Annotated in this window: 14 protein-coding genes; 3 read left to right on the forward strand and 11 right to left on the reverse strand. The window is 54.6% G+C overall.

Annotated elements, in window-relative coordinates; genetic code table 11:
* Window positions 1-43: 43 nt before the first annotated feature.
* Window positions 44-910 carry a hypothetical protein gene (locus ACR1XV_RS16435; protein WP_480533271.1) on the reverse strand — a complete coding sequence of 289 codons (867 nt, stop codon included), beginning with the start codon at window positions 908-910 and terminating at the stop codon, window positions 44-46.
* 444 nt (window positions 911-1,354) lie between these two features.
* On the opposite strand from ACR1XV_RS16435, the gene ACR1XV_RS16440 reads away from it, so the two are divergent.
* Window positions 1,355-2,457 (forward strand): IS3 family transposase gene (locus tag ACR1XV_RS16440; RefSeq protein ID WP_480533273.1). Its coding sequence is split into 2 segments (ribosomal slippage): window positions 1,355-1,616 and window positions 1,616-2,457, totalling 1,104 coding nucleotides; the frame shifts between segments, so codons are not numbered across the junction.
* Between the two features lie 108 nt (window positions 2,458-2,565).
* On the opposite strand, the gene ACR1XV_RS16445 is transcribed toward ACR1XV_RS16440, so the two are convergent.
* The 5 genes from ACR1XV_RS16445 to ACR1XV_RS16465 form a co-directional block, all read right to left on the reverse strand.
* Window positions 2,566-3,678, reverse strand: a complete 1,113-nt coding sequence (locus tag ACR1XV_RS16445) for a ferritin-like domain-containing protein (protein ID WP_480533275.1) — start codon at window positions 3,676-3,678, stop codon at window positions 2,566-2,568.
* Between the two features lie 2 nt (window positions 3,679-3,680).
* Window positions 3,681-5,252, reverse strand: a complete 1,572-nt coding sequence (locus tag ACR1XV_RS16450) for a GMC oxidoreductase (protein WP_480533277.1) — start codon at window positions 5,250-5,252, stop codon at window positions 3,681-3,683.
* On the reverse strand, window positions 5,249-5,734 hold the full coding sequence (locus tag ACR1XV_RS16455) for a hypothetical protein (RefSeq protein WP_480533279.1): 486 nt from the start codon (window positions 5,732-5,734) through the stop codon (window positions 5,249-5,251). Before ACR1XV_RS16455 ends, ACR1XV_RS16450 begins: the two co-directional genes overlap by 4 nt.
* A 252-nt stretch (window positions 5,735-5,986) precedes the next feature.
* On the reverse strand, window positions 5,987-7,564 hold the full coding sequence (locus ACR1XV_RS16460; RefSeq protein WP_480533281.1) for a hypothetical protein: 1,578 nt from the start codon (window positions 7,562-7,564) through the stop codon (window positions 5,987-5,989).
* A gap of 9 nt (window positions 7,565-7,573) precedes the next feature.
* Window positions 7,574-8,059, reverse strand: coding sequence for a hypothetical protein (locus ACR1XV_RS16465; RefSeq protein ID WP_480533283.1), 486 nt, complete (start codon window positions 8,057-8,059; stop codon window positions 7,574-7,576).
* A gap of 267 nt (window positions 8,060-8,326) precedes the next feature.
* Between ACR1XV_RS16465 and ACR1XV_RS16470 the strand changes: the two genes are divergently transcribed.
* Window positions 8,327-11,974 carry a hypothetical protein gene (locus tag ACR1XV_RS16470; RefSeq protein ID WP_480533285.1) on the forward strand — a complete coding sequence of 1,216 codons (3,648 nt, stop codon included), beginning with the start codon at window positions 8,327-8,329 and terminating at the stop codon, window positions 11,972-11,974.
* Window positions 11,975-12,193: 219 nt separating this feature from the next.
* Here ACR1XV_RS16470 and ACR1XV_RS16475 read toward each other — a convergent pair whose 3' ends face one another.
* The 3 genes from ACR1XV_RS16475 to ACR1XV_RS16485 all read right to left on the reverse strand — a co-directional run bounded on the left by ACR1XV_RS16475 (window position 12,194) and on the right by ACR1XV_RS16485 (window position 18,832).
* Complete coding sequence (locus tag ACR1XV_RS16475) at window positions 12,194-13,132, reverse strand: DUF2493 domain-containing protein (protein ID WP_480533546.1); 939 nt, start codon at window positions 13,130-13,132, stop codon at window positions 12,194-12,196.
* 367 nt (window positions 13,133-13,499) lie between these two features.
* Entirely contained in the window at window positions 13,500-14,513 is a 1,014-nt protein-coding gene (locus ACR1XV_RS16480; protein WP_480533287.1) for a DUF7146 domain-containing protein, read from the reverse strand.
* Window positions 14,513-18,832, reverse strand: coding sequence for a strawberry notch-like NTP hydrolase domain-containing protein (locus ACR1XV_RS16485; RefSeq protein ID WP_480533548.1), 4,320 nt, complete (start codon window positions 18,830-18,832; stop codon window positions 14,513-14,515). The genes ACR1XV_RS16480 and ACR1XV_RS16485 overlap by 1 nt, the downstream gene beginning before the upstream one ends.
* Before the next feature lie 190 nt (window positions 18,833-19,022).
* Here ACR1XV_RS16485 and ACR1XV_RS16490 point away from each other — a divergent pair, with 190 nt between their 5' ends.
* A complete protein-coding gene (locus tag ACR1XV_RS16490; protein ID WP_480533289.1) occupies window positions 19,023-20,375 on the forward strand; it encodes a hypothetical protein in 1,353 nt (450 codons plus the stop codon).
* A 98-nt stretch (window positions 20,376-20,473) separates the two neighbouring features.
* Here the strand turns inward: ACR1XV_RS16490 and ACR1XV_RS16495 are convergent, their stop codons facing one another.
* Window positions 20,474-21,868, reverse strand: coding sequence for a S8 family serine peptidase (locus ACR1XV_RS16495; protein ID WP_480533291.1), 1,395 nt, complete (start codon window positions 21,866-21,868; stop codon window positions 20,474-20,476).
* A 12-nt stretch (window positions 21,869-21,880) separates the two neighbouring features.
* Window positions 21,881-22,192 (reverse strand): hypothetical protein, encoded by a 312-nt coding sequence (locus ACR1XV_RS16500; protein WP_480533293.1) that lies wholly within the window; start codon window positions 22,190-22,192, stop codon window positions 21,881-21,883.
* Between the last annotated feature and the right edge of the window lie 363 nt (window positions 22,193-22,555).

Consider the following 22,555-nt stretch of genomic DNA (forward strand, 5'->3'; position numbering starts at 1 on the left):
AAGTGCCGTGTCAGTTTGGGCGACATCAACGCCTGCAGAACGTTCAGCGCTCCACGTCGACCACGTCTTCATAGAGTTGCAAAGCCTTTGCCCTGACAAGCTCATTCGTGTTCGATGGGGTCAAGCCGTCAACAGCCGAACCCGGAAACAGAATGTACTCGACAGTCCGGCCAAGACTGTAGTTTTTGATCTTTTCACAAAACCGATTGTCTGTGGTCGCCCTTCTGGCGCATCGCGTGTCACCCAACGCATCAAAGAGAGCCAGTGACCCCTCGCCTATCTTGTTGTGCGGACCACCATCCGCGACAAAAACGGGTACTACCGTGTCACCATCGACAACAACACCCAGATCCCCCATCGACACCCCGGTTCTATCCCGGAACTCCCGTGACTCTGGATCATTTGGGCGCCCTGAGCGCAAGCTATCGTAAGGGATGACGACATAAGGAACCAGATCTGATGTCACATATGTCTTGCGCCACTTGGGCAGTTTTTCATCGCCCGGAGACAGGGTCTTGTACCGGTAAGTCGTTGGACATTGGTCAGTACTGCCCCCTACCCCAGTGCAGGGCGCGTATCCTCCATCAACGTCAACGGACATCTTAGCTTTGAATGAAATCGCCTTGCCGTCGATGTCATAAAAGCCATCGAGCACATTCAGGTCCCGACGTCGCGGGTTTGGATGTCGGCACCGTTTGTTGCCCTTCATGACACGCCCATTGAATATGTTTTCGCGATCGCAACGCTGAAACTGTGCCGCATAGTCAGCATGGATCTGAGTGCGTTCTTGTCCCGTCCGTGCAAATTGTTCGGAATTTTGCGCCGCTCCAGTCTCTGGGCCAGTGTTGTTACCGTCCAATTGGTTGCACGCACTCAAGGCAAGGAATAGACAAATAGTTTTCAGTCGCATGTAATTATTTTCCCTCAAATAAATGGCTGTTAGAGAGACAAAAACTGTCCCTCTTTTTTTGGAAGAACACATTGAGATGCAACTCAAATTTGAACTTACACTTTCGGAAAAGCAACACTCTACTGAATTGTAGTTTAAACGATCATCATTGAGGCCATCTCATCAGATAACCACCGTATCCACGAGCTATGACTCCTTAAAAATGATCCTTTTCGTCAACGTTCGTATTGCATCGCATGGGAGTCGCCGGTCATAAGAAAAACGCAAATCCCTACCCTCAAAAACAACCTGCTTATCTCCCAGATCAACATCAAGTAAGCCGAACCGGGAACGCTCCCAGCCGAATCGTCGCTGGTCGATGATGCTGTGATCCCTGAAAACGTCCTCGTTTCTGGCTAGAGTTTTCCGCTAGATTTCCCTTGGCTGGGAGAGGAGCGGATGACTATGAAAGCATCGAAATTCACTGACGCGCAGAAGGCGTTCATCATCAAGCAAGGCGAAGAAGGCACGCCAGTTGCTGAGATTTGTCGGAAGGCTGGGATCAGCCAAGCGACGTACTTCAATTGGAAGAAAAAGTACGCCGGGATGTTGCCGACGGACATGAAGAAGTTGCGTGAGCTGGAAGACGAGAACAGACGGCTGAAGAAGATCGTCGCAGACTTGTCGCTGGACAAAGAAATGCTTCAGGATGTGATCAAGCGAAAGCTCTGAGGCCTGCTCGCAAGAGAACGCTGGTCGATGAGATCAGGGCTGATTGGCAGGTATCGATCCGGAGGGCCTGTGGTCTCATTCGGTTCGATCCGCGGACATATCGGTACAAGTTCCGTCGGCGCGATCAGGCCGCGTTAGAACAGCGGATTAGAGAGATTTGTGAGACACGCGTGCGGTTTGGTTATCGGCGCGTCCATGTGCTTCTGCGTCGGGAAGGTTGGGAGATCAATGCAAAGAAAACCTATCGAGTTTACAAGGAATTGGGCATGCAGCTGCGTAACAAGACACCCAAACGGCGTGTAAAGGCGAAGCTTCGCGAAGACCGCAAAGAGGCGGTGAATCCAAATGATGTTTGGGCGATGGACTTCGTGCACGACCAACTGGCGACGGGCCGCAAGATACGCATTCTGACAGTCGTCGATACGTTCTCTCGCTACGTGCCGGTGCTAGACGCGCGGTTCAGCTACAAGGGCGAAGACGTCGTTGCGACTTTGGATCGTATCTGCCGTAAGACCGGCTATCCCAAGACAATTAGGGTCGATAATGGCAGCGAATTTGTCTCTCGTGACATGGACCTCTGGGCTTACCAACGGAACGTCACGCTGGACTTCTCAAGGCCGGGAAAGCCGACCGACAATGCCTACATCGAAGCGTTCAACAGCAAACTCCGATCCGAATGCCTGAACGCTCATTGGTTCATGGGCCTTGAAGATACGGCCGAAAAGTTGGAGGCTTGGCGTAGAGACTACAACGAAGAAAGACCGCACAGTGCAATCGGGAACAACGTCCCAGCTGCGCTCATGAAATTGCCAGACGCATCCAGCCCGTCTGTGTGATCAAACGGCGGAAAATCTAACCCCAAGCGGGGGCACTTCCGGTAGCACAGCACAGACCCGCAGACTCTCGTTATGAATGAGGGACCCTCGGGGGGCAGGTCAATGAGATTAACGGTCTGCAATCTCAAGGAAGCGAAACTCTGGTACGAACCCTTGTCCGGTTTTGCCGCCAAAACACATCATGCTCTGCGCGATCGGCCGCAATTCAAACATGAGCTCCAACGATTGCAGGAGAGATGCGTGTCCTCCGGCACCCCAAGCGCGCTCCAGTGCTGTGAGCATGTCAGAATAGATACTATTGAAGGCACGCGAATAAGAAAGGATTTCAGCTGGATAGGTGTTGTCATAACCGCCTGCGGGTGGTGATGTCACAATGTGTGTCGCGGGACGAGCAAATTGGTCCCCCAGTTTTAGGGACTTCGTTTGCTCATCCCATAAAAGGCGCCGCTCCAACGCAACTTCTTTGAACCGATAGTAATGTGCCAGATCGTCGGGACCGGTTTCAAAAGGTGTACCAGTCGCCCCTTCACCCTGAGCGAGAATAAGGTCGATTGCATCATCTAAAGTCTGCAGACTGGTTATGACGAAAGGTACAAGAGGACCTGTCAGTTGTGATCCAGACAGAAACTCTGGGTCAAGTGCGTAGACCGCCAATCGAACCGCTTCGTAAAACTCACCGATCGTATTGTCACCATCCGGAAAATCAGGATTGGCTTGGCCTTCTATCGGGACAATGGACTCGGGGCGTTCAATTTCCAGGAAGACGGGAAGGGTTGAATCATCCAGCGGCCCGAGTTTGACAACCAATTCGGGATGCACGCCTCCCGGCAGCGTCTGAGGAAACTGAGGAGCTTTGTCTCCAGTGAGACTTGGCGTTCCACCTAAACTGGCAATCATGTTACAAGCCAGCCCAAGATGTGTCATTTCTTCATGGATGATACTCCGGATTGACTGAGCAATCGGATTCGTTTGATCTTTGATCGACCAAAGCGCCGTCAGATAGGGCGGGATAGTGGCAAATTCGAGGGCCGCCGCCGCATCTAGAGCATCCAAGACAGTGCTTCGAACAAGGGCTTCATTCGACAGCGTAACCTTTTGTGAAAGTGCATCATAGGGAGCTGCCTTGCGCGCCACCTCGGACATCACGGCAAATTCGTCAGGTGGCATTTGTTCAGAAACGAGCGCTTTAAGTTGATCTCCTATCTCTTTGAAAGTCGCCATCGTCATATTTCCCCATAGGTTCTACCAGACAAATGCGCTCCAAGCCGCAGCGAGAGAGCAGCCAAGGTCAATGTCGGGTTTACCGCAGCGGCCGTAGGAAAGACTGCGTTGGAGCAAACGTAGAGATCTTGAACATCATGCACCTGAAGATTGAGGTCGGTTACGCTGTTTTCAGGACCGGTCCCCATACGGCAAGTCCCGGACGTATGATCACCTCTCGGATCACGACGGAGTCCTGGGGATGTCTCATATCCGGCAGTTTTCAGGATTTCACCCATCTCACCAAGCACCTTGTCGGCGGTCGCCGGAAGGTCAGGAGCCATTGTGAAATCGGCGACTGTCTTTGGAAGACCGAATTTACCTGTGCCTTCCCCAAGCGTAAGACGATTGTCGAACGTTCCGAATTCTTCGATAAAGGCGCTAAGGCCAGCTTGCCTTTCACCGATCAAACGAGCCTCGATATCCGACCTGGTTTTTCCGCCTATCATCTCGCGTGCGATGTCGACGTTGGGTCGGCTTGCACTATTGAACAGAAAAACCTTTCCTTCGCGCTGTCGTTCAGGCGTGTCCCAACTGCGCGACATCAAAGTTGGGAAATCATACTCCTGTAACAAGCGATCAGGGTTAGAGGATTTTTCCCCCTGAATGACCAGCATAGTATGTGTGACCAGATATCGACCAACCTGATCGTTCTTGTTACCTACACCGTTCGGCCAGTCTCCTGATCGTGACCGCATCAATAGCTTTGGCGATTCATAGGCGCCAGCGCATAGGACAACTCGATTGGCCTGAGCGACTATCTCTTGATCCCGTTCCCCATCGAAATACCGCACGGCCTTGATGGCAGATTTCGATGCGAGCAATTCGAGTGCAGGAGAGGAGGTTTTAATTTCGAGATTTATGAACGCCGAATTGCACTCCAGGTCTTCCAAGAGATCTTGTGCCGTAAACCGAGAACCAATCGGGCAATATTTGCAGGTTCCCGTCGTCATACAGCGATTGTATCGTGCCAACGGCATGTGACCGGGCAACAATCCTCGCGCTTCAAATGCTAGAGAGAGTTCCGCTTCATGCGCTGACCATGGAAAAGGGATAACAGGGAAATCGCCACTTCTTTTCGGCCCTCCCTCGCCGGTTTTTCCCGATACACTCAAAACCCGCTCGGCGAGTGCATACCAAGGCTCAAGATCATCGTAGTTTATTGGCCAATCTGCACCGCGACCCGTGCGACTGTAGCACTCGAAGTCTTCTTCCTTGAAACGAAGCGACCAACCTCCCCAATGCATTGTTGAACCGCCAAACGCTCGGACGCGGGAATTCCTGAAGCCCCAATCCGTCTGGCCGACAGAAATACTTTCTGCGGTGGAGCCCCGATCTTCATCGTAGGTTTGAAAATAAGGTGTACGGTTGCTTAGAACAGCGTCCCACCAACTTTTTCTATCTCGGGATGCTATGCGTTCACCAGCTTCCAAAATCAAGATTGAAGTTGACGGGTTTGAGTCCAGCAGAGACTTCGCTACAAGAGTTGCCGCGACCCCGCTCCCGACGATGATATACTCATAGTCTTCACTCAAAATCGATCCCCCGTGCGCGCCGGCGGAGTATCCCTAAATCTCGATCCTCCCATGAACCCGCGGTAGTTCCGCGCGCCAAATTGTTGGAATGCGCCTGAAAGGATCAAAAATCGGATAAAGTCGTTGATGACATAGAACTTCGCGTGTTCCAGCCTTGTATGCGCATCATTTGAGCGTTCAACAATTGTATCAAAGAACAGCAATTGATTGAACTTGGAAGGTTCCAGAGTTTCAAGCTCGATCAGGACGGCAACAGCGTTTTTGAACTCGGCCAGGTATGAACCTGGCTCTCGGCACCGAGATTCAATCATATCTTCCCACTGGCTTCGGAGGTTTTGAACCAAGGGACTAAGCTGCCAAGACCCTTCTATAGCCTGCATGACCCGCCAGAGTATTGTCCGATCAACGTCGGTCAATTTGCCTGTCGGTCCTACCAATTGATTGGGGCCTATGTGTTCGTGGCTAAACAGGAATACCGTCATTGCTGGAACCATCAATTCAAAAGCGTCATATCAAACACGTTCATCGTGCCAAAGAAACTACAATAACACAACGCTCTTGCCCAATACTCCCGCTCCAGATGCTCAACAAGCAGGCGGAAATTCTCGTTGATCACACCATCGAATTTCCTAGTGCAGATCATCTTTGTTTCGCTGGACCGGATGTGATGCGTCTACGGCTCCGAAAAGAGTAAAGGGGCCGCAATAGGCGGCCCCTTTTTCCAGATTGCGGGGTTAACCAAGAACAGAGTGCAAATTCCCTGCATTTTTCTGTTCTTGTTTTGCGGGCTCTTCCATCCACTTTTTGTCGTCGACGTTACCGTATTCAGAAGACTGCGCGCGATCGGACCATAATGCCAGAGCACAAAGTCGCTTGTGGCGTTCAAGACGATCGTAAGTGTCCTGATCTTCAATCGGGTAAATCGAGATGGATTTCGCACCCCCGCTTGCAAGCCGCAACCTGTCGACGAACGGGCGGAAAGCCTTCGGCAGAGACGTCATTGGCGTGAATTGCCGTGCTGCATCAACGTGTAAACCGAAAGCAAACGCGAACTTTTCTGCGTCATCCGTCTTGTCCCCATCCCCCCCATGCGGAATGACTAGATAAGCTTCTTCCATAATCGGAACATCTGGATCATCAGTTGGAGACTGTCTTGACGGGAATTTCCAAATGAAATTCTGTAAAATCCAACGATGCTTATGGAGCTCATCTCTCTCGCGTGTTGTGAGGCGACGCCCAGATGCTGTTCCGGCTTTCCAAGCGGCAATTGCCCCAATTCCATCAAGAAACAACGCAAACCCAAGAAAGAAGGGTAACGAGGTCATCGTGTTCAGTTTGGAAGACTTAGATCCCTCTCCAACGAGCAGACCCCAAAACACCGCATATGCATCAAACAGAGTCGCCTCGAGTTTAGTTGGCGCAACAGGTTCGAGCACAATGGGCTCCACCGTTGCAGACAAAAGCCGATCTAAAGCTTCAACCATTTCCGGGTCATCACAAGACCTATTCTGACCTTCCCATGCAAACCCGGCGCCTGCGTAACCTTCCCGCAGTGTTTTGGCCACACCGGAGATGCGCTGCGTCGCAGGGTCAAGCACAAGGGCTTGTGCATTCGAATGAACGCTGTCGATTTTCGCTTGGGTAAGTGGTCCAGAAAGCCGGCCAAGAAGAGAGAGCGCCCGACCTGATACGGATGTTGCCGATGTGCTCAGATCCGCGAGCGTCCCTGCATGACTTGCTCTTAGTCTCGCAAACGGCCCTTCTCCAGTTCCGGTTGGCCCACAGGTTCCGCCAGACGTCGCTTCGATTTCCGATTGGGCAGCAGCCAAGTCGCTGACATTACTTGCTTCGACAGAAATGCTTCCGAAGGTCACAGCAAGATTCTGCAAAGGTTCGATGATAGTCGTATTGGCTCGGCGATCCAATTCAGACTGAATCGTCGTCTCGTACCGCAAATACGCCATGGCAGAAAACGACGTCGCCGTAGAAACGCCTATCATCGCCAAACCGAACGCTAGCGACAAGCCAACAAAGCCACCACGGCGGTTATGCAAAATACCCTCAAACTTTCGAGAGGCAAAGAAATACCCGGCACGGCGAATGGCGATGTAAATTGATGCTGTGATCAAGAACGTGATTGAACCTGCTAAAGCAACGCGCAGGAAAATCGCCATAGAGAAGACCTCCAACGAAAAGAGAACCCCGGACCCAGATAAAACCGTCGAAATTCCAAGTGCTACAATGGCAGTAGCTTCGCTGATGGGCGCGTGGTCGCTTGATGTGTGAGAAAAGCGGATTGGATTGATGGGCATTGCGGCCTCCTAGACAGAAACATTGATGGGGGAAATTTGCGTACAGCGGGCGATGATGGCGTATTGACCCGTGTCAAAACCGAAGAAAGCTTGGGCTGCCAGAAACTGACAAAAGAGTGGGCGTATGCGGTGAGCAGCGGGAAGATCGCCCACGTAACGGCTGCCAGCGGCATTGACGCACAACACGATGAAAACCACCGAGATGGACGTCACGAACGTCCACAAAATGGGTTTCTTGATTTGAAACTTGTGCCCAGGTGGTCGCCACGAATAGAGCGAATTCAGGATATTGATTCCACGTTCAGCATAGTTGTCTGGTGATTCATCCAAGAGTTCGCTCGGATAGCGCAGATCGGGACGAAACAAGGCAACAGCATTCTTTCGAAATCGGTCACCAACAGGTATGCACTTCTTTTTGAAGGGCGATCCCTTAATCTGTCTTGTAGTTTTTGTTTGAGTGTGGTTTTGGCTGTCTGGCTTTCTTTTGGCTTGCATGGGTGATCTCCGGTCGGCATGAGAATCACTTTCCGCCAAGAAAGTTGGTTAACAATTTCTAAATTGCGCTGAATTTGCCAAGAAAGTTGCAACCATTGCTGTGTGCAGCTTTTTGAGATTTTTTCGTCAAGAGCGAAAAAAGTTGCTGGCAACTTTTTGCCAAGCCTCTAGTCTCGTCGGAATATTCGACGCCTTAGAGAGAGCGGTACTCAAATCGCATCTCGGAAGGAGAGTCAAGGAAGTAAATTTCGGCTCCAAGGAGAAGCAATGCCACCATTAGATGGCCCAAAGCAGACGCAATCCCATTTCCGTAGCACGAGTGTTCAGCAGGCAATTTTAGCACTGCATCAACGTTATCCTGATCCATTTCGCAAATCCGGGCATAACAAGACATTCCTGAAGTTATTCCAAATAGAAAAAAACTCAGACTATACTGACGAACTGATGAGCTTAGGCTATGGAAAGCTCGTGAAGGCCGATGACGGCGCCCAAAGGTTTGAAATTGGGCTTGTAGGTAAAATGTGGGCATTGCTGTGTTTACTGCCCTTGTCCGAAAAACTTCAAGAGGACGCCGGAAAATCCCCTCTAAAGGCAGCATACTCGATTTTGAAGCATCGAGTGGAGAAGGTCGACGCAGTTCGTCTTTCGCTGCTGATCAAACTCGCGACTACAAACTATTCAGACGCGAACAACAGACTGACAATTACTCCACACGAATTGTCTGCTTACTATGAGAATGTCAAAGCCCACGCAGCCAGATGTCTTGTCCACGTAAGAGTGTTCGCCTCAGATGCGTCTGCAGCGGCTCGTTTGAACGAGTTGTTAGACCAAAGCTTCCCAAGCCCGGAAACCTGCGCAGCCTATCTATACAAAGCGTTGGGCCTCCAAGAATGTGAGCGAGGCCCATCCCCAGAAGCTGAGAAACTTGGTCCGTTGCATGACTTCGAACCAGTACTGCAACAGTTCATAGATAACGAGATAGCCGCAGAAAGGGAAAGCGACACTGACATCGAGGACGCGCTCAATCAGGTTCTGACACGACTCGAAAATTACGAGGAAAATCCACGAAAACCCCACATCGCGTTGTTGTTGGGAGATGAGCAATCTGGGAAAAAAAGCGTCGTCGGGGACCTGCTTCGCAGGCTGCGTGCGCAATGCATCGATGATGCGCCTATCACTCTGCCTGTGCGCTACGCATCCAAGACCAAAATGCGCCTACCCATTCTCGCGTTGAGCATTCGAAATCATGACTACGGATCTCTGTGCTCATATGTCTTGGCGTTTTTGATGCGGGCCAACGAGAAACTGGAACGCGATGCCAATCTTGCTCATCATGCGAGACTATTGAAGCAATTGCACATGAAAGGAGGATCACTAGACGAGCTCCTACGCCTGATTGAAATTGAACACAAAGAAAACGCAGCGTTATTTGTCTTTTTGGATGCCCAAGGCTTGGATAGAGACAGCCTGGAACGCGTCCTACAAAATTCCGGTCTTTATCGGCTGATGAGTCGGCTGTGGCGATCAAATCGGCAGTCGCGGTACATCATAACAACAACCGCAGTCGATCACGCCTATGCTCCACGCGACCTCAGTCTACGGCGTGCAATCGTGCAGGTGCCCCGCCCGCAAATTGATCGGTTCGCGTGGTATTTGTCCACTGGTGACTTGTGGCACTATCGTCAGCCTGACGCAAAGCTCACGGATGAAAGAGGCTACACGCAGTCCCTAGAGGAGGCTCTGAATGCATTCGCGGCATCGCTCGAAAAAGGCGTTCAAGTTTCCGGAGACATCCTGCTCTCTCTATCTGCTCTCTATGGAATGGGCGTCCGGAGCCGGGCATTTTATGAAGTGTGTCAACTGTATCTCAAAGATCAGGCTAGCATTGGGGTCACAACGAACCCGGCCGGAGAAGCTCAGATCTACAAGGCTTTAGTCGATGAAATCGACAATTTGGGAATCCTTTTACCCATAACACTCATTGCAGCGACACGCTTCACTGAAGACGTGTTAACAACCGCGAGCCTAAAGGAGTTGTGTCGACGCTATTTTATGTCGTCTTCACCGGAAGAGTTCCTGGACTATTGGTCCGAGGCAATTCGGAATTTGGAACATATTTCCGACGGCGCACGAACGCTCTTCCTAAGCCGATACCATCAAGTAAGAACGGATCCCGAAGAGCTGGGGTATCAAGAAGAGAGACAGGAACGCGGGGACAACTGGTATATGAGTTCGGCGGTCGCCACTTCAATTTTGGAAGCATTGTTGGCGGATGACGCGCATCATGGGTTGGCCAAGGACGCGTTCCGTTTGATCGCCACCGCTTCCAGGCGAAAGGCCCAGCTGAAACGGATGAGGAGATCTGAGGATGCGAGTTCGTCGGACCGAGGCGAGATCGCGCGCGACATTCAGTGCTTTGTTGCACTGCTTGCCAGTCTGCCGAACGACTATAGTGCAATTATTGAAAGAGGGTCCGAAAGCGCGACCAATCGTGCTCTACGCCTTTCCCTCGACGAAGTTTTTACAATCGGATCCACGTTTGATCCGGTACATGCGCTACGATTTGCAGTTCAATGTGTGCTCCGGCAGGACATAGACGAAGGGTACCGCCTCTCGATGGTCACCGACCAAGACGAGTTACGACTGAAACTATATCTTCTGATCTTTTTTTCAACCGGACAATTGCACATCTGGACCATTTCTCATCTGCGGAACTTAGGACCTCGGGTCTCTGATTTCTTGCCAGAAAAAATTCCGACCCATGTGACAGAATTGTTTGAGACGCAGACGCAGATCGACTTATTGCTGACAGTAGCGCTTGCAGCTTACCACAGCCAATTGCCACATGTCGTCGCATGGGCCCTCGAAATGTCTCACCAGGTTGAATGCGCTACGTCGCCGCGCGAGCGGCATCGCCAATTGGCGATGCGAGCCCGAATTGCCAGTACAGTTATCGACGCCGGTATCGCGTCCGGGAAAAACATTGTAGATGGCGGAAATCTAAACGACGTTTTGGCGTGGACCATCGACCAATCCAAGACTATTACATCCGAGATTGGTTTTGATCCGCTAGGTCAAAATGCTGACGTTGCCAGTTTGCTTCCGGATAAGCTCAAACTTGTCCAGTCTCGAATGAGGCTCGCGGCCAGAGAAGCAGAATTGAATTGGATTGCGTGCAACGACTTAAAAGCTGCTCGTCGCACTTATGAGAGGCTCGAATGCCTTGAACATTTAATTGCACGATACATTGATCATTCAGAACCAGTGGTACTCAGCGGTCGCACGGCTCGTCGCTTTGCACGTCTCTTGTGTCGTGACTATCCAGTTTTTGCGGAGCCGTGGTTTTCGAATGATATCCGAAAGATGCCAGACAACGTAACGCGAAAGGTTAGGCACGTCATCGAGGCCAATATCGGCAGACTCAATCATTATGCTGGCGCTGATCGTATAGGCGTTTTGGTCGACCAGGCGAGACGCCACAGCGTCGCCCGTGACTATGAGTTGGCCCTTGATTACATCAAGGATGCGCACGACAGGTTGGAAAACAGCAAGATAAGCCACGGCGGGCGCCTGGATCTATTGGGTGTCAAGGCGGGGGTTCACCTTACCTTGGGGGAATGCGCCTTGTTGGAAGGAGCGCCCGTCGGAAAGCACTTGAAGGCAGCCAATACTCATATCAAGACGCTCGTCTCCGTCAGTAAGAGCCTAAAATATGACTGCCCAATGGTCGTCGGAAAGTTCCTGCGTTCGAGATCGCAGATCCTTGAGAATGCTTCAAAAGGGGATGATCTGCTTTCACATAAGGCCGAAAAGTTGCTCGAGAGCTGTATCGAAGACGCCAAAAAGTCCGGCTACCTGTCTGCTGAAGCCATAGCACTTAAATGGAAGGCGCTCGCAAAGGCTCGTGCGGAGTGAGTATGTCTTGCCGTCGCATCGCAGTATATATCATATGTTCGCCGCCGCGCCTCAAAATGGTTCGAAGGCAATTGGGCTGACCAACTGTTCTCAACTTTGGCTTCGTTTCCGGGCTCCTATTGCTCTAAAACCTTGCATCGGTAACGCTCCAAGACCGTCGCGCAGTTTCGCGTCGAAGCGAGTTGGACGATCGGTTGATCGCCCAGAAATTGGGAACGCTCACACGCTCCCTTCCTCAATCCGCAGAACCGGGATACCCATCTTGCGTGCTTTGTCCGCGAGGTTTTCCTGGATCCCCGTGCCCGGGCAGACCAGCACACCCACCGGCATGGCATCGAGCATCGCATCGTTGCGCTTGAAGGGGGCTGCTTTGGAATGCTTGGTCCAGTCTGGCTTAAAGGCGATCTGCGTAACCTTGCGGGTCTCGGCCCATTTGGCACCGATCAGTTCGGCACCGCGCGGGGAGCCACCGTGCAGCAGAACCATCTCCGGATGTTTGGCCAGCACCAGGTCGAGCGTGTCCCAGAGCTTGCGGTGATCGCCATAATCGGCGCCACCTGTCAGGACCACTTTGGGGCCTGCGGGCAGAAGCACCTCGTTTTCCGCCTTGCGTTTGGCAGAGAGGTAATCCCGGCTGTCGATCATCGCCGAGGTCATGTTGCGGTGGCTGACGCGCGAGCCGGAGCGGGGTTGCCAGAGGCTGCCGGTGTGCAGGGTGAAGGCCTCGGCGGCGGTGTCGCGGAAGATCTCCAGCGCATTGCGCCGTTCGATCAGGCTCAAGCCTTCGGCCGTCAGGCGTTCCAGCTCAACGGATTTCACCTCGGAGCCATCCTGTTCCCGCTGCCCTCGGCGTTGTGCCTGCTCGTTGTCATCGAGACTGCGCTCAATCCGGGCGGCGGCGCGGTGGAAGGTGTTGACCGTGGACCAGAGCAGTTCCTCAAGGTCGGGTTCCAACCGTGTGTCGCCCAGGGTGGCGATCATGGCGTCGAAGATATCTGCAACAGCGGTGGAGATCGCCTGCGCTTCCGGCAAAGGCCGGGGGTCGGGCTCATCCTCAAAGGGACGGTAGCCGTAGAGTTGCAGCTCTTCGAGGGTGTGGGCGGTGGATGAGGCCGTCTGGTTCGGCTCATATGTGTTGGGGGTGAGATCGTTCATCATGTCTCGGGTGCCTTTTGTCTGGCGGACCGCGCCCGTCGCGGCCTTCATGCGACGATCAGCTGACGGGCGGGGCGGATTGGCAGGCCGGGCCACTCCAAATCAAAAATGCTGCAAGCAATTGATGGCCCGGCCCTTGATGGCCAAGCCCGGTTCTTTTGTTTCGCGATGCAAAGGCGGGCCTGCCCGCCGGCGGAAAAGAACCGGAGCGCGGCCATTGCCTGTCCGCCCGGGCTGTCGGCCGCTCGCATATGAAGAAGGCCGAGGGCGTGGTCTGGCAGATAAAAGGTTCCCGTTTATGGGATGCTCTCTGCCCCCAATGCAGAGGGGCCGAACGTGCCCGCCTCTCCCCACACTTGAGATGAGCAGCTTATGCCGCCCGATCCTTGCCCAGCATCTGCGACCTCAGCGCCATTCGAAGCGTATCCGTTCCCACCTGCCGCAGATCATCGTTGAAATCGCCATGCTGAGGCCGGAGCACAATTACCTCAATCCCGGCCTGCTCTGCGCGTCTGCACAATCTTGCCACCGCCGCGTCGCCGGCCGGATCGTTATCGCGCAACACATAGAGCCGCCTCAGCCCCTGCGGGAACTGGATGGCGCCGAGATGCCCCGAAGAGAGCGCCGCCATCATCGGCAGATGGGGCAGAGCCTGACGGACGGACAGCACGGTCTCGATCCCCTCCCCCGCAGCCAGAACCTCACCGGTCACACCAAAGCGCACCCCGTTGCCGAGCAGATTGCCCATCGACTTGCGCGGATCGTCCAGCGGGGCTTTGTCGCTGCCATCGGCGGTGAGCCAGGTGCGATGCGCGCCGGTGATTTCACCTGACAGGTCAGTGACAATCCCGATCATCGCGGGCCAGGCCTCGACCTCATCGCTACCCTCCGGACGGAAATAGCAGCTGGGATGGAACCGCAGTGCCGAGAGACCCGCCAGATGGGTGATGTCCCGCCCGTGCAGATAGCGTTCCGCCAGAGATCCGATCAAAGGCTTCGACGCCTTGATCAGACGCCGCGCCGCCTCCGGGGAATTGGGCTTTGCTTTGCTGGGCCGCTCAGACTCCGGCTGGTCTCCCGGTGGCGGCAGGGACAGGAATCGACGTGCTTCCCGCAGGACATCGCCGAAGCTGCTGAGACCACAGCGGGTCTCAATGATATCGAAGAGATCGCCATGAGTCCCCTCGGCTGCATCGGTCCACTTACCCGATGGCGCGGATGTCCCACCGTTCAGGCGCACATACATTGAGCGACCCGGCGTGTTGTGAATGTCACCGACCAGCCAGTAATTGCCCTCCCGCCGTCCGGCGGGAAGGTAATGACGGCAGACCGCTTCGGCCTGATCGGCCAGCCGGTCTTTGATTTCAGATACGCTTTCCCGCATCACGCCGCCCTCCGGTCACTGATCCGCGTCACTGGATGACGCGGTACCAGACGTTCGATAGTCTCCACACCCCGTAAATCTACTGAGATGAACAGGCGCAGCTTCCAGGAGATGATCTCCGAAAAACAGCCATCCGCCTTGAGGCGCTCCAACTGCGCATCGGTGAACCCAGTCAGCTCAATCCGCTGCGCGCCCATGACCCGCGCGCGGCGCAGTTGAAGGCCATCCTGAAGCTCGAAGATGGTCTGGCCATCGAGCAAGGCGGCATGAATGTCAGCCGCAGGCATGTCGGGCCCATCCGATGTGGCATTGATGGCAGCAGCCCAGGCCGGTGTCACTCGCCGCCCGATGATGCGCTCGCCCTCATCGGTCTGCAGACGATAAACCCGCGTACTGTCCTGCGGCAAGCGTTTCCAGATTGGCAGCAACAACCCCGTCACCACATGCAACGTGCTGTCAGAGAATTCCGGGATGCTGGACAACTCGAGCTGCCAGGCAGCGGAGAAGACGGCGCGATCCGCTTCAGCCCAAAGCGTGTCGGGCATAAGTTTGAGCGGGACCGCACTGGCCTCCATCGGACGGATCAGACGGACACGCGGTTCCAGCACTCCGTCATCGTCCATGACCGATGTGGTCGGCACCTGCACCGCCGCCCGGTTTGACCGCTCGTTGACCAACAGCTTCGCCTTTGGATGATCCAGATAGTCAAACGCGTCGTCCAATTGCAGGGGATGGTTGCGTTCGCGACGCAGCAGGGTCAGCAGGCGCGTCTCTGCACCAGTGCCGGGATGGGTATGGATGACCTTGCGGTCGGTCACCACAAAGCTCTCGGCCCGCAGCGTTTCCAGCCCGATATCATAGATCCCCGCCGCGATGGCCCCTTCGATCCGGGCGGTGAGCAGATCTTCAAAGGCCGCGAAGAGAATGCCCTGCATCTCGATGGTCAGCGCCAGAAGGCGATTGAGGAAAGTGGTGATTGGCGGCAGGTCATCCTTGATGCCAGTGTCATCCATCAGCTTCAGCCCGGTTGCCTCTTCAAACCGCGCGAGCGGACAGCCATCGACTCCGCCGCGTACGATCATCAGGTAGAGTTGACGCAGCGCGTCACGGGCATAGGGGCTTTCCAGATTGTCCTCCGGGCGAAACAGCCCCTGCCCTCCGGTCTGGCGCTGGCCGCGTGTGATCGCGCCAAGCGTGTCGAGGCGGCGGGCAATCGTGGACAGGAAGCGTTTTTCTGCCTTCACGTCTGTGGAGACTGGCCGGAACAGGGGCGGTTGCGCCTGGTTGGTCCGGTTGGTGCGGCCAAGGCCCTGGATTGCCGCGTCGGCCTTCCAGCCCGGCTCCAGCAGGTAATGCACCCGCAGGCGTTGGTTCTTCGCGCCAAGATCGGCATGGTAGCTGCGCCCGGTGCCGCCGGCGTCGGAAAAGATCAGGATCTGTTTCTGATCATCCATGAAGGCCTGGGTTTCCGACAGGTTCGCTGATCCGGCGCGGCTTTCCACCATCAGCCGGTCTGGTGCGCCGGGGGAGACCTTGCGGATGATCCGACGAGATCGCCCGGTGACTTCGGCCACCACATCCGTCCCGAAATACTGCACGATCTGATCGAGTGCCCCCGGCACCGATGGCAGGCTTGCGAGCCGTTCGATCAGCGCATCGCGCCGGTCGGCAGCTTCGCGGCATTCCACAGGTTGTCCATCGCGCATGACCGGCCGGGAGGTGATATTGCCCTCATCATCAGAGACCGGCTCATAAAGCTGGGTCGGAAAGCTGTGCGCGAGGTAGTCCAGAACATATTCCCGCGGCGTGATGTCGATCTGCAGATCATTCCAGTCTTCTGTCGGGATTTCCGAGAGACGGCGCTCCATCAGGGCTTCACCGGTGGACACGATCTGGACGACAGCAGCATGGCCGTCTTCCAGATCGCGGGCGATGCTCTTGATCATGGTAGGCGCCTTCATGCCGGTCAGCAGATGGCCGAAAAACCGTTGCTTGGCGCTTTCAAAAGCCGAGCGCGCCGCCGATTTGGCCTGCCGGTTCAACGTCCCGGTCTCTCCGGTTATGTTCGAGGCTTCCAGCGCCGCGTTCAGATTGTTGTGGATGATGGCGAAGGCCCCGGCATAGGCGTCATAGATCCGGGTCTGTTCCGGCGTCAGCTGATGTTCGACCAGCTCGTATTCGACGCCATCATAAGAAAGAGATCGCGCCGTATAGAGGCCAAGGGCGCGCAGGTCGCGGGCCAGCACCTCCATTGCCGCCACACCACCGGCCTCGATGGCTTCGACGAATTCGGACCTTGTGGCGAATGGGAAATCCTCCCCGCCCCAGAGGCCGAGCCGTTGCGCATAGGCCAGGTTGTGAACCGTGGTTGCCCCTGTGGCCGAGACATAAACGATGCGCGCGTCCGGCAGCGCATGCTGCAAGCGCAGGCCCGCCCGGCCTTGCTGTGAGGCCGCAACATCTCCCCGTTCGCCTTTGCCACCGGCGGCATTCTGCATGGCGTGGCTTTCGTCAAAAATGATCACCCCGTCAAAATCTGGACCCAGCCATTCGACAATCTGCTCGACGCGGCTGGCCTTTGATCCCCGCGCCTCGGAGCGCAGCGTGGCATAAGTGGTGAAGAGAATGCCCTCATTCAGCGTGATCGGTCTGCCTTGGGCGAAACGCGATAAGGGCGTGATCAGCAGTCGCTCCATGCCAAGCGCCGACCAGTCGCGCTGCGCATCTTCCAGCAGCTTGTCGGATTTGGAGATCCAGAGCGCCTTGCGGCGGCCCTGAAGCCAGTTGTCGAGAATAATCCCGGCCGATTGCCGCCCCTTGCCCGCGCCAGTGCCGTCGCCCAGCATGAAGCCGCGGCGGAACCGGACTGCATCCGCGTCGCCTTCAGATGCTGCGGCAAGGCTGTCATAGGTCTCATCCACGGACCAATGACCAGCCAGATGGTCTCCATGGGCTTCACCCGCATAGATCACCGTCTCCAGCTGTGCCTCGGAGAGATGATCGTGGATATTGACCGGCAGATATGGGCGATAGCCCGGCTTGGGCGGCGCGACCGAAGCCATGGCCGCTGATTGCACCAATTTGGTCGGGTGCGGTTTGGCATCCGGGATGCGGATGGATTGTAGCGCATAACTCTCATAAATCGCTTCGCCGAGCCGTGCGCCCTCTGATGGGGCCCAGTTGATGGTCTCATAGACAAGCGCTACGGCATCTGGATCGCGGCCAAGGCCGGGGGCCGAAGCGGCAACCCCGCGTTTTGCGGAGATGGGCCGGGACAGAGAAGATGGGGCGTGCTTTGGCGCAGATGCGCAAGACGCTTGCATCGGCAGGCGTTCGGGGAGGTCGGCCAGCAGTGTCATCAGCGCGGCGCTGTCTTCCGCCAGACCGGGGTCGAAAGGAAAGGCCTTCGGATCTTCGGCCGGGCGTTTGTCGATCACCGTCAGGCGGGTTTCCGTGCTGGTGCCGTGACGGGCATAGGCGCTGCCGGAGATCGGGGCCGAGAACAAGATCGTGCCGGTGTCCTGCAATTTGGTGATAGCGTCGGACCATGCCGGATTATTTGGTGCAAAGCTCGATCCGGTGATGGTCACGAGCCGCCCGCCTGGGGCAAGACGCGCAAGCGCTGAGGCCACATGGCGATAGGCGGCATCCGCCACCCTGCCCTTGACCTGCGCCATCACCGAGAATGGCGGGTTCATCAGCACCACACTGGGAACGACGCCCGTGTCGAGGTGGTCGTTGATCTGCGTGGCATCAAACCGGGTGACATCTGCGGCCGGAAACAGACCCGCCAGCAGACCGGCGCGGGTGTCCGACAGCTCATTCAGAACAAGCTGCCCGCCGAGCATCTCCGCCAGCGCCGCCATCAGCCCGGTGCCGGCGGAGGGCTCCAGAACCAGATCGCCGGGTTGGATTGCAGCTGCATGCGCTGCGGCCAGCCCAAGCGGCAAAGGCGTCGAGAATTGCTGGAGATCAACGGATTCCTCGGAACGACGCGTGTGGGATGGCATCAAACCCGCAAGACGATCCAGCATCGGCAGGACCGCCTCAACTGATCCAGCCTTGCGCATCAGCGCAGGCCCATACTGGCGAAAAAACAGCACCAGCGCCGCCTCGCAGACATCATAGGCCAGCTTCCAGTTCCACGCACCGGAAGCGTCAGACGCGCCAAACGCATTTTCCATCGCCTGGCGCAGAAGATTGGCATCAATGCGCTGGCCGCGCTGGAGGTGGGCAAGAAGAGATCGGGCCGCTTTGAGATCTGGGGAGGACGTATCAACAGGTGCGACCGCCGCCCCATGGGCGGCAGGGGAAACCATCTGGTTCATGGGATGACCTTTCGGGGAAAGAGGAACGTTGCTGACCCGCACCACGCTCTCACCCGGCCAGGTCACGCCCCTTCAGGCCACCCTCTCACTCTCGGGAACCGTCGTAGCTTTCCAACTAAGGGCATTTTGAAAATTGAGTTGCTTTGCGTAAACTCAATAAACAATTTTTCAGGAGGACATTATGAAAATAGAGAAATTTGTTGCTACAATTTGTGCAGGGCTTGTCTGGTGTACTTATGCCAGCGCGGATGTTTGTGCACGCTTCGAAGACAGCTCAATGATCATTGAAGGCGTTGATCCGAAGGAGTGGCGCGTCGATTTTCCAAACTCTGCAACTGTTTCGGTGGATGAACCATGGAAAGCATTTGACTTTACCAGTGACCCACGCGGATACATGTACGCGGTTCTGAACACAGCACGCGATGATTTTGAGCGCGTAGGGCGCCAATTGACCGGAAGTGGTTCAGAGAAATGGTGGATAGTTCCATGGATGGACTATGCGGGTTTCGGGCGAGAACCTTTGATGGGACTGACTAAGGAGCGCGGTCCGGACCCCGGCGACCTATCACCTTCGAATACTGGCAGCCATCAAGTTTGGGCGGTAGGATTTTACAACGCACCGGGGGCAGCTGTTGTTGGGGAGATCTTCGCAGATCCATGTGACCCGGTTTTTCCGGAGAATGTACGATTTCCTGAAGGCACCGTATCGATCAAGTTTTTGTTTACGAACGCTCCCGCAGATCAAGTGCGATATCTCGAAAACGCGCCAATCTATCATGCTTTTATCGACCCGGCTGGAGAGAGAGTGGAACCACAGGATCGGGTCCTCAGCGAGCTACGGCTCTTGCAAATGGACATTGCGGTTCGAGACAGTCGTGCAAATCCCGTTGGCTGGGTCTTCGGCACATTCGCCTGGATTGGCTTGCCGCGTGGCGACGCTGTTTTCGACAATCTCGAACCTGTATCGCTTCAGTGGGGAGATGACCCGAACGTAACATCACCAAGACGCATACAAGAGTCATGGATTAACCCGGTTTTGGAAGGGGTTCTCTATGGTTGGCCCGAAAGACCGACGCTCGGCTTCCATGGTCGCGCAAATGGTCCCGCTGACAATATTCGGTCTTCTTGTCTTTCATGCCACGCCTCCGCCCGCCTGCCATCTGCGCCTGGGAAGCGACTGCTGAATTCTCGTTTCCATATGGTGATAGATTTGGCAGATAGCGACAAAGTTGAGGAACATGTTGATACTTGGTTTGTTAACTTACCAGCCGGGGAATTGTTCGCGCCTGAGGTGCCTGCTGTGGCGGCGCTTGACTATTCGTTGCAGCTCGACGCTGCGGCGTTCAGAATGTGCCTTGCATGTCGAGACGGGGCACTGAAAGGATCAACGCCGGGAATCTGCAAAGAAACAAAATGGTTTGAACAAGATCAATGTAGTTCGACGCCAAGCGCCATGAGCCTGTCAGTGAAGGACAGTTTGAGCGACGTCGAACGGTTTCTACAACAGATCGAAGAACATCCGCCCCGCCAATGATGCCAGATCCAAAGCGTGCCATTTAAACTCTGGTATCTATACTATGGACCCCGGCCGTTTGCACCGGCCGGGGGATGTATGAACGTTTTTCCCTTGGCTCAAGCAACCGGGCTGACAAATCCACAGGCGCGTAAGGCATCTACAAGTCCGGCTCCCGTTGCGAGATCGGGGCCGACCGTGGCGGTTATTCCGGTAGCGGTGGTGCCCTGTTGAATATCGAGGCTTCTGGCAGCCAAAACTTGTTTGACCTGCGCTGGAGTAAGCTGTTTGTTGATCTGTTTAAGAAGCGCAACGACACCAGCAGCCTGTGGACAGGAAGCAGATGTGCCGGAGAAAATCCCCCAGCCCAAGCCAGTTGTACCAGATGGAAAATTCTCACCATCCAAATCGCTTTCAATCGGTACGGGCAGCATAATATGTGCCCTTTGGGGCGAGGGCTCGCTACGTCCAACGATTCCGCAAAAGTCCGGGACTTGGCGTCCAGGATAAAACTGGCTCTCAAATGCACTTGCGTAGGAGGAAGCCTCAAGTGATCCGTCTTCGTTGACTGTGACACCACCAACGGCAATGACATCTGGATTACAAGCGGGGAATGCCAAATGTCCGTTTCCGGCCGAAAAAAGGACAGTTATACCCTTGTCGATGGCGGACTGGATAACGCTTTCAATATCCATAACCTCCAGAAACATGTTGGGATCATTTGCGTTTAGCTGGTCTAGAGTTTGGTCATCGATGTTGTAGCCCCATGAATTTGTCATCACATCCGGATCCTGATCAATACAAGTTTCCAGTGTGGCCGCTGAACTGACGCCGGTCTTGACGCCAAAAACCTGACAGTCAGGAGCAACAGAAAATACATTTGCTACCTCACCGGTTCCATGACCGGAAACATCGACATCTGCCGGGCCAGAACCTGGAGATTCTGTGGGAATGAGTTTTGCACCTCGCCGTACAAACCAAGGATGGATATAGAATCCACTGTCGGCCATCGCCACCTTTACGCCCTTCCCAGTCCAACCGTTCCTATGGCACCGCGGCGCATTCAATGCCATCTGAACGTCAGACAGTCGAAGATGATAAATATCTTCCTTAGGTGGCAGCGGTTGCGGCGAGTAGAACTCTGCCGGCCTTGGAACATATGCAAACGCGATCGTATCTTTCAGGCTGTCAGGGACTTCCAATCGTTTTGCAGGGCGTGAATAACTTTCTGACAAAGAAATCGCATTTTCTCTGGTTGAAGTTGGCCTGGACGCCATGTCCGGCTGCGCAAACATTTCATTCAGTTCCCGCTCCGTCATAGACAGGGTGAGCCTGTTTAGCGCACTGGCAGAAGGTTTTACCGCCTTGTCTGTCAGCTCTCGGACGGCGCGATTCATAGTAGTTTTGTTGGGTGAGACAAAACGTGAGAAGGACCCGGCTTGCTCAGAGGAAAAATCCAACGGCCGTGGATGGGTCGAAGCATGCGGCACGAGTCTTACTGTGAAATTGTCCATAATATTTCTCCATTAGAAAAATGTTGGCTGTGTTGGCATATAGACAACCGGCCTGTCCCCTGCTGAAAAACTGTCGGGATCTAACTTATCTTTAATTTTCAATGTCTTTCCGGCTTCCAAAATCTCAACACCAAGTGCATCCTGCAATGATTTCTTTGTTCCAGAAACGTCAAATGAATGCCTCGAAGACAACGTGACCTCCACGTTGCTATCAAGCAGATGTTGATACCAAGCCTTAACCTCAGCAGGCGTGTTCTGCCTCAGAACAACCCTTAACCTGAGAAATTCAGGTTCGCCTTTGTGATCCCTTGAAAGGTGCATCATTGCGAAAGCTCTTTGTCTAGAGGTTTGATTTTAGCACAGTTTAGCCGGGCGCCATAGGGAATTGCCTGCGGGTCCATAGATCTAGAAAAGAGACGCAAACGCTCTCCGACCCTGTCACTGTTGATGTAGGGACGGCATGTCGCGGATACTATCACGTAAGCGCGGACTGACACCCAAATTACTCATACAGTTGACTTCCAGCCACGCTATACTTTGAACCTGCATCTCACTTGAGTTTTTTGCATCCGGCAATGTTCCGACGCGATCTGGAAAATCAAGCAATCGCAATGAGTACTGGTTTCTCACTCAGATTTCCGACGGTAATATGAATGCAAAAAAATCTGTGTTAGATACAATTCATTA

The organism is Ruegeria sp. AD2(2025) (genome assembly GCF_056542385.1).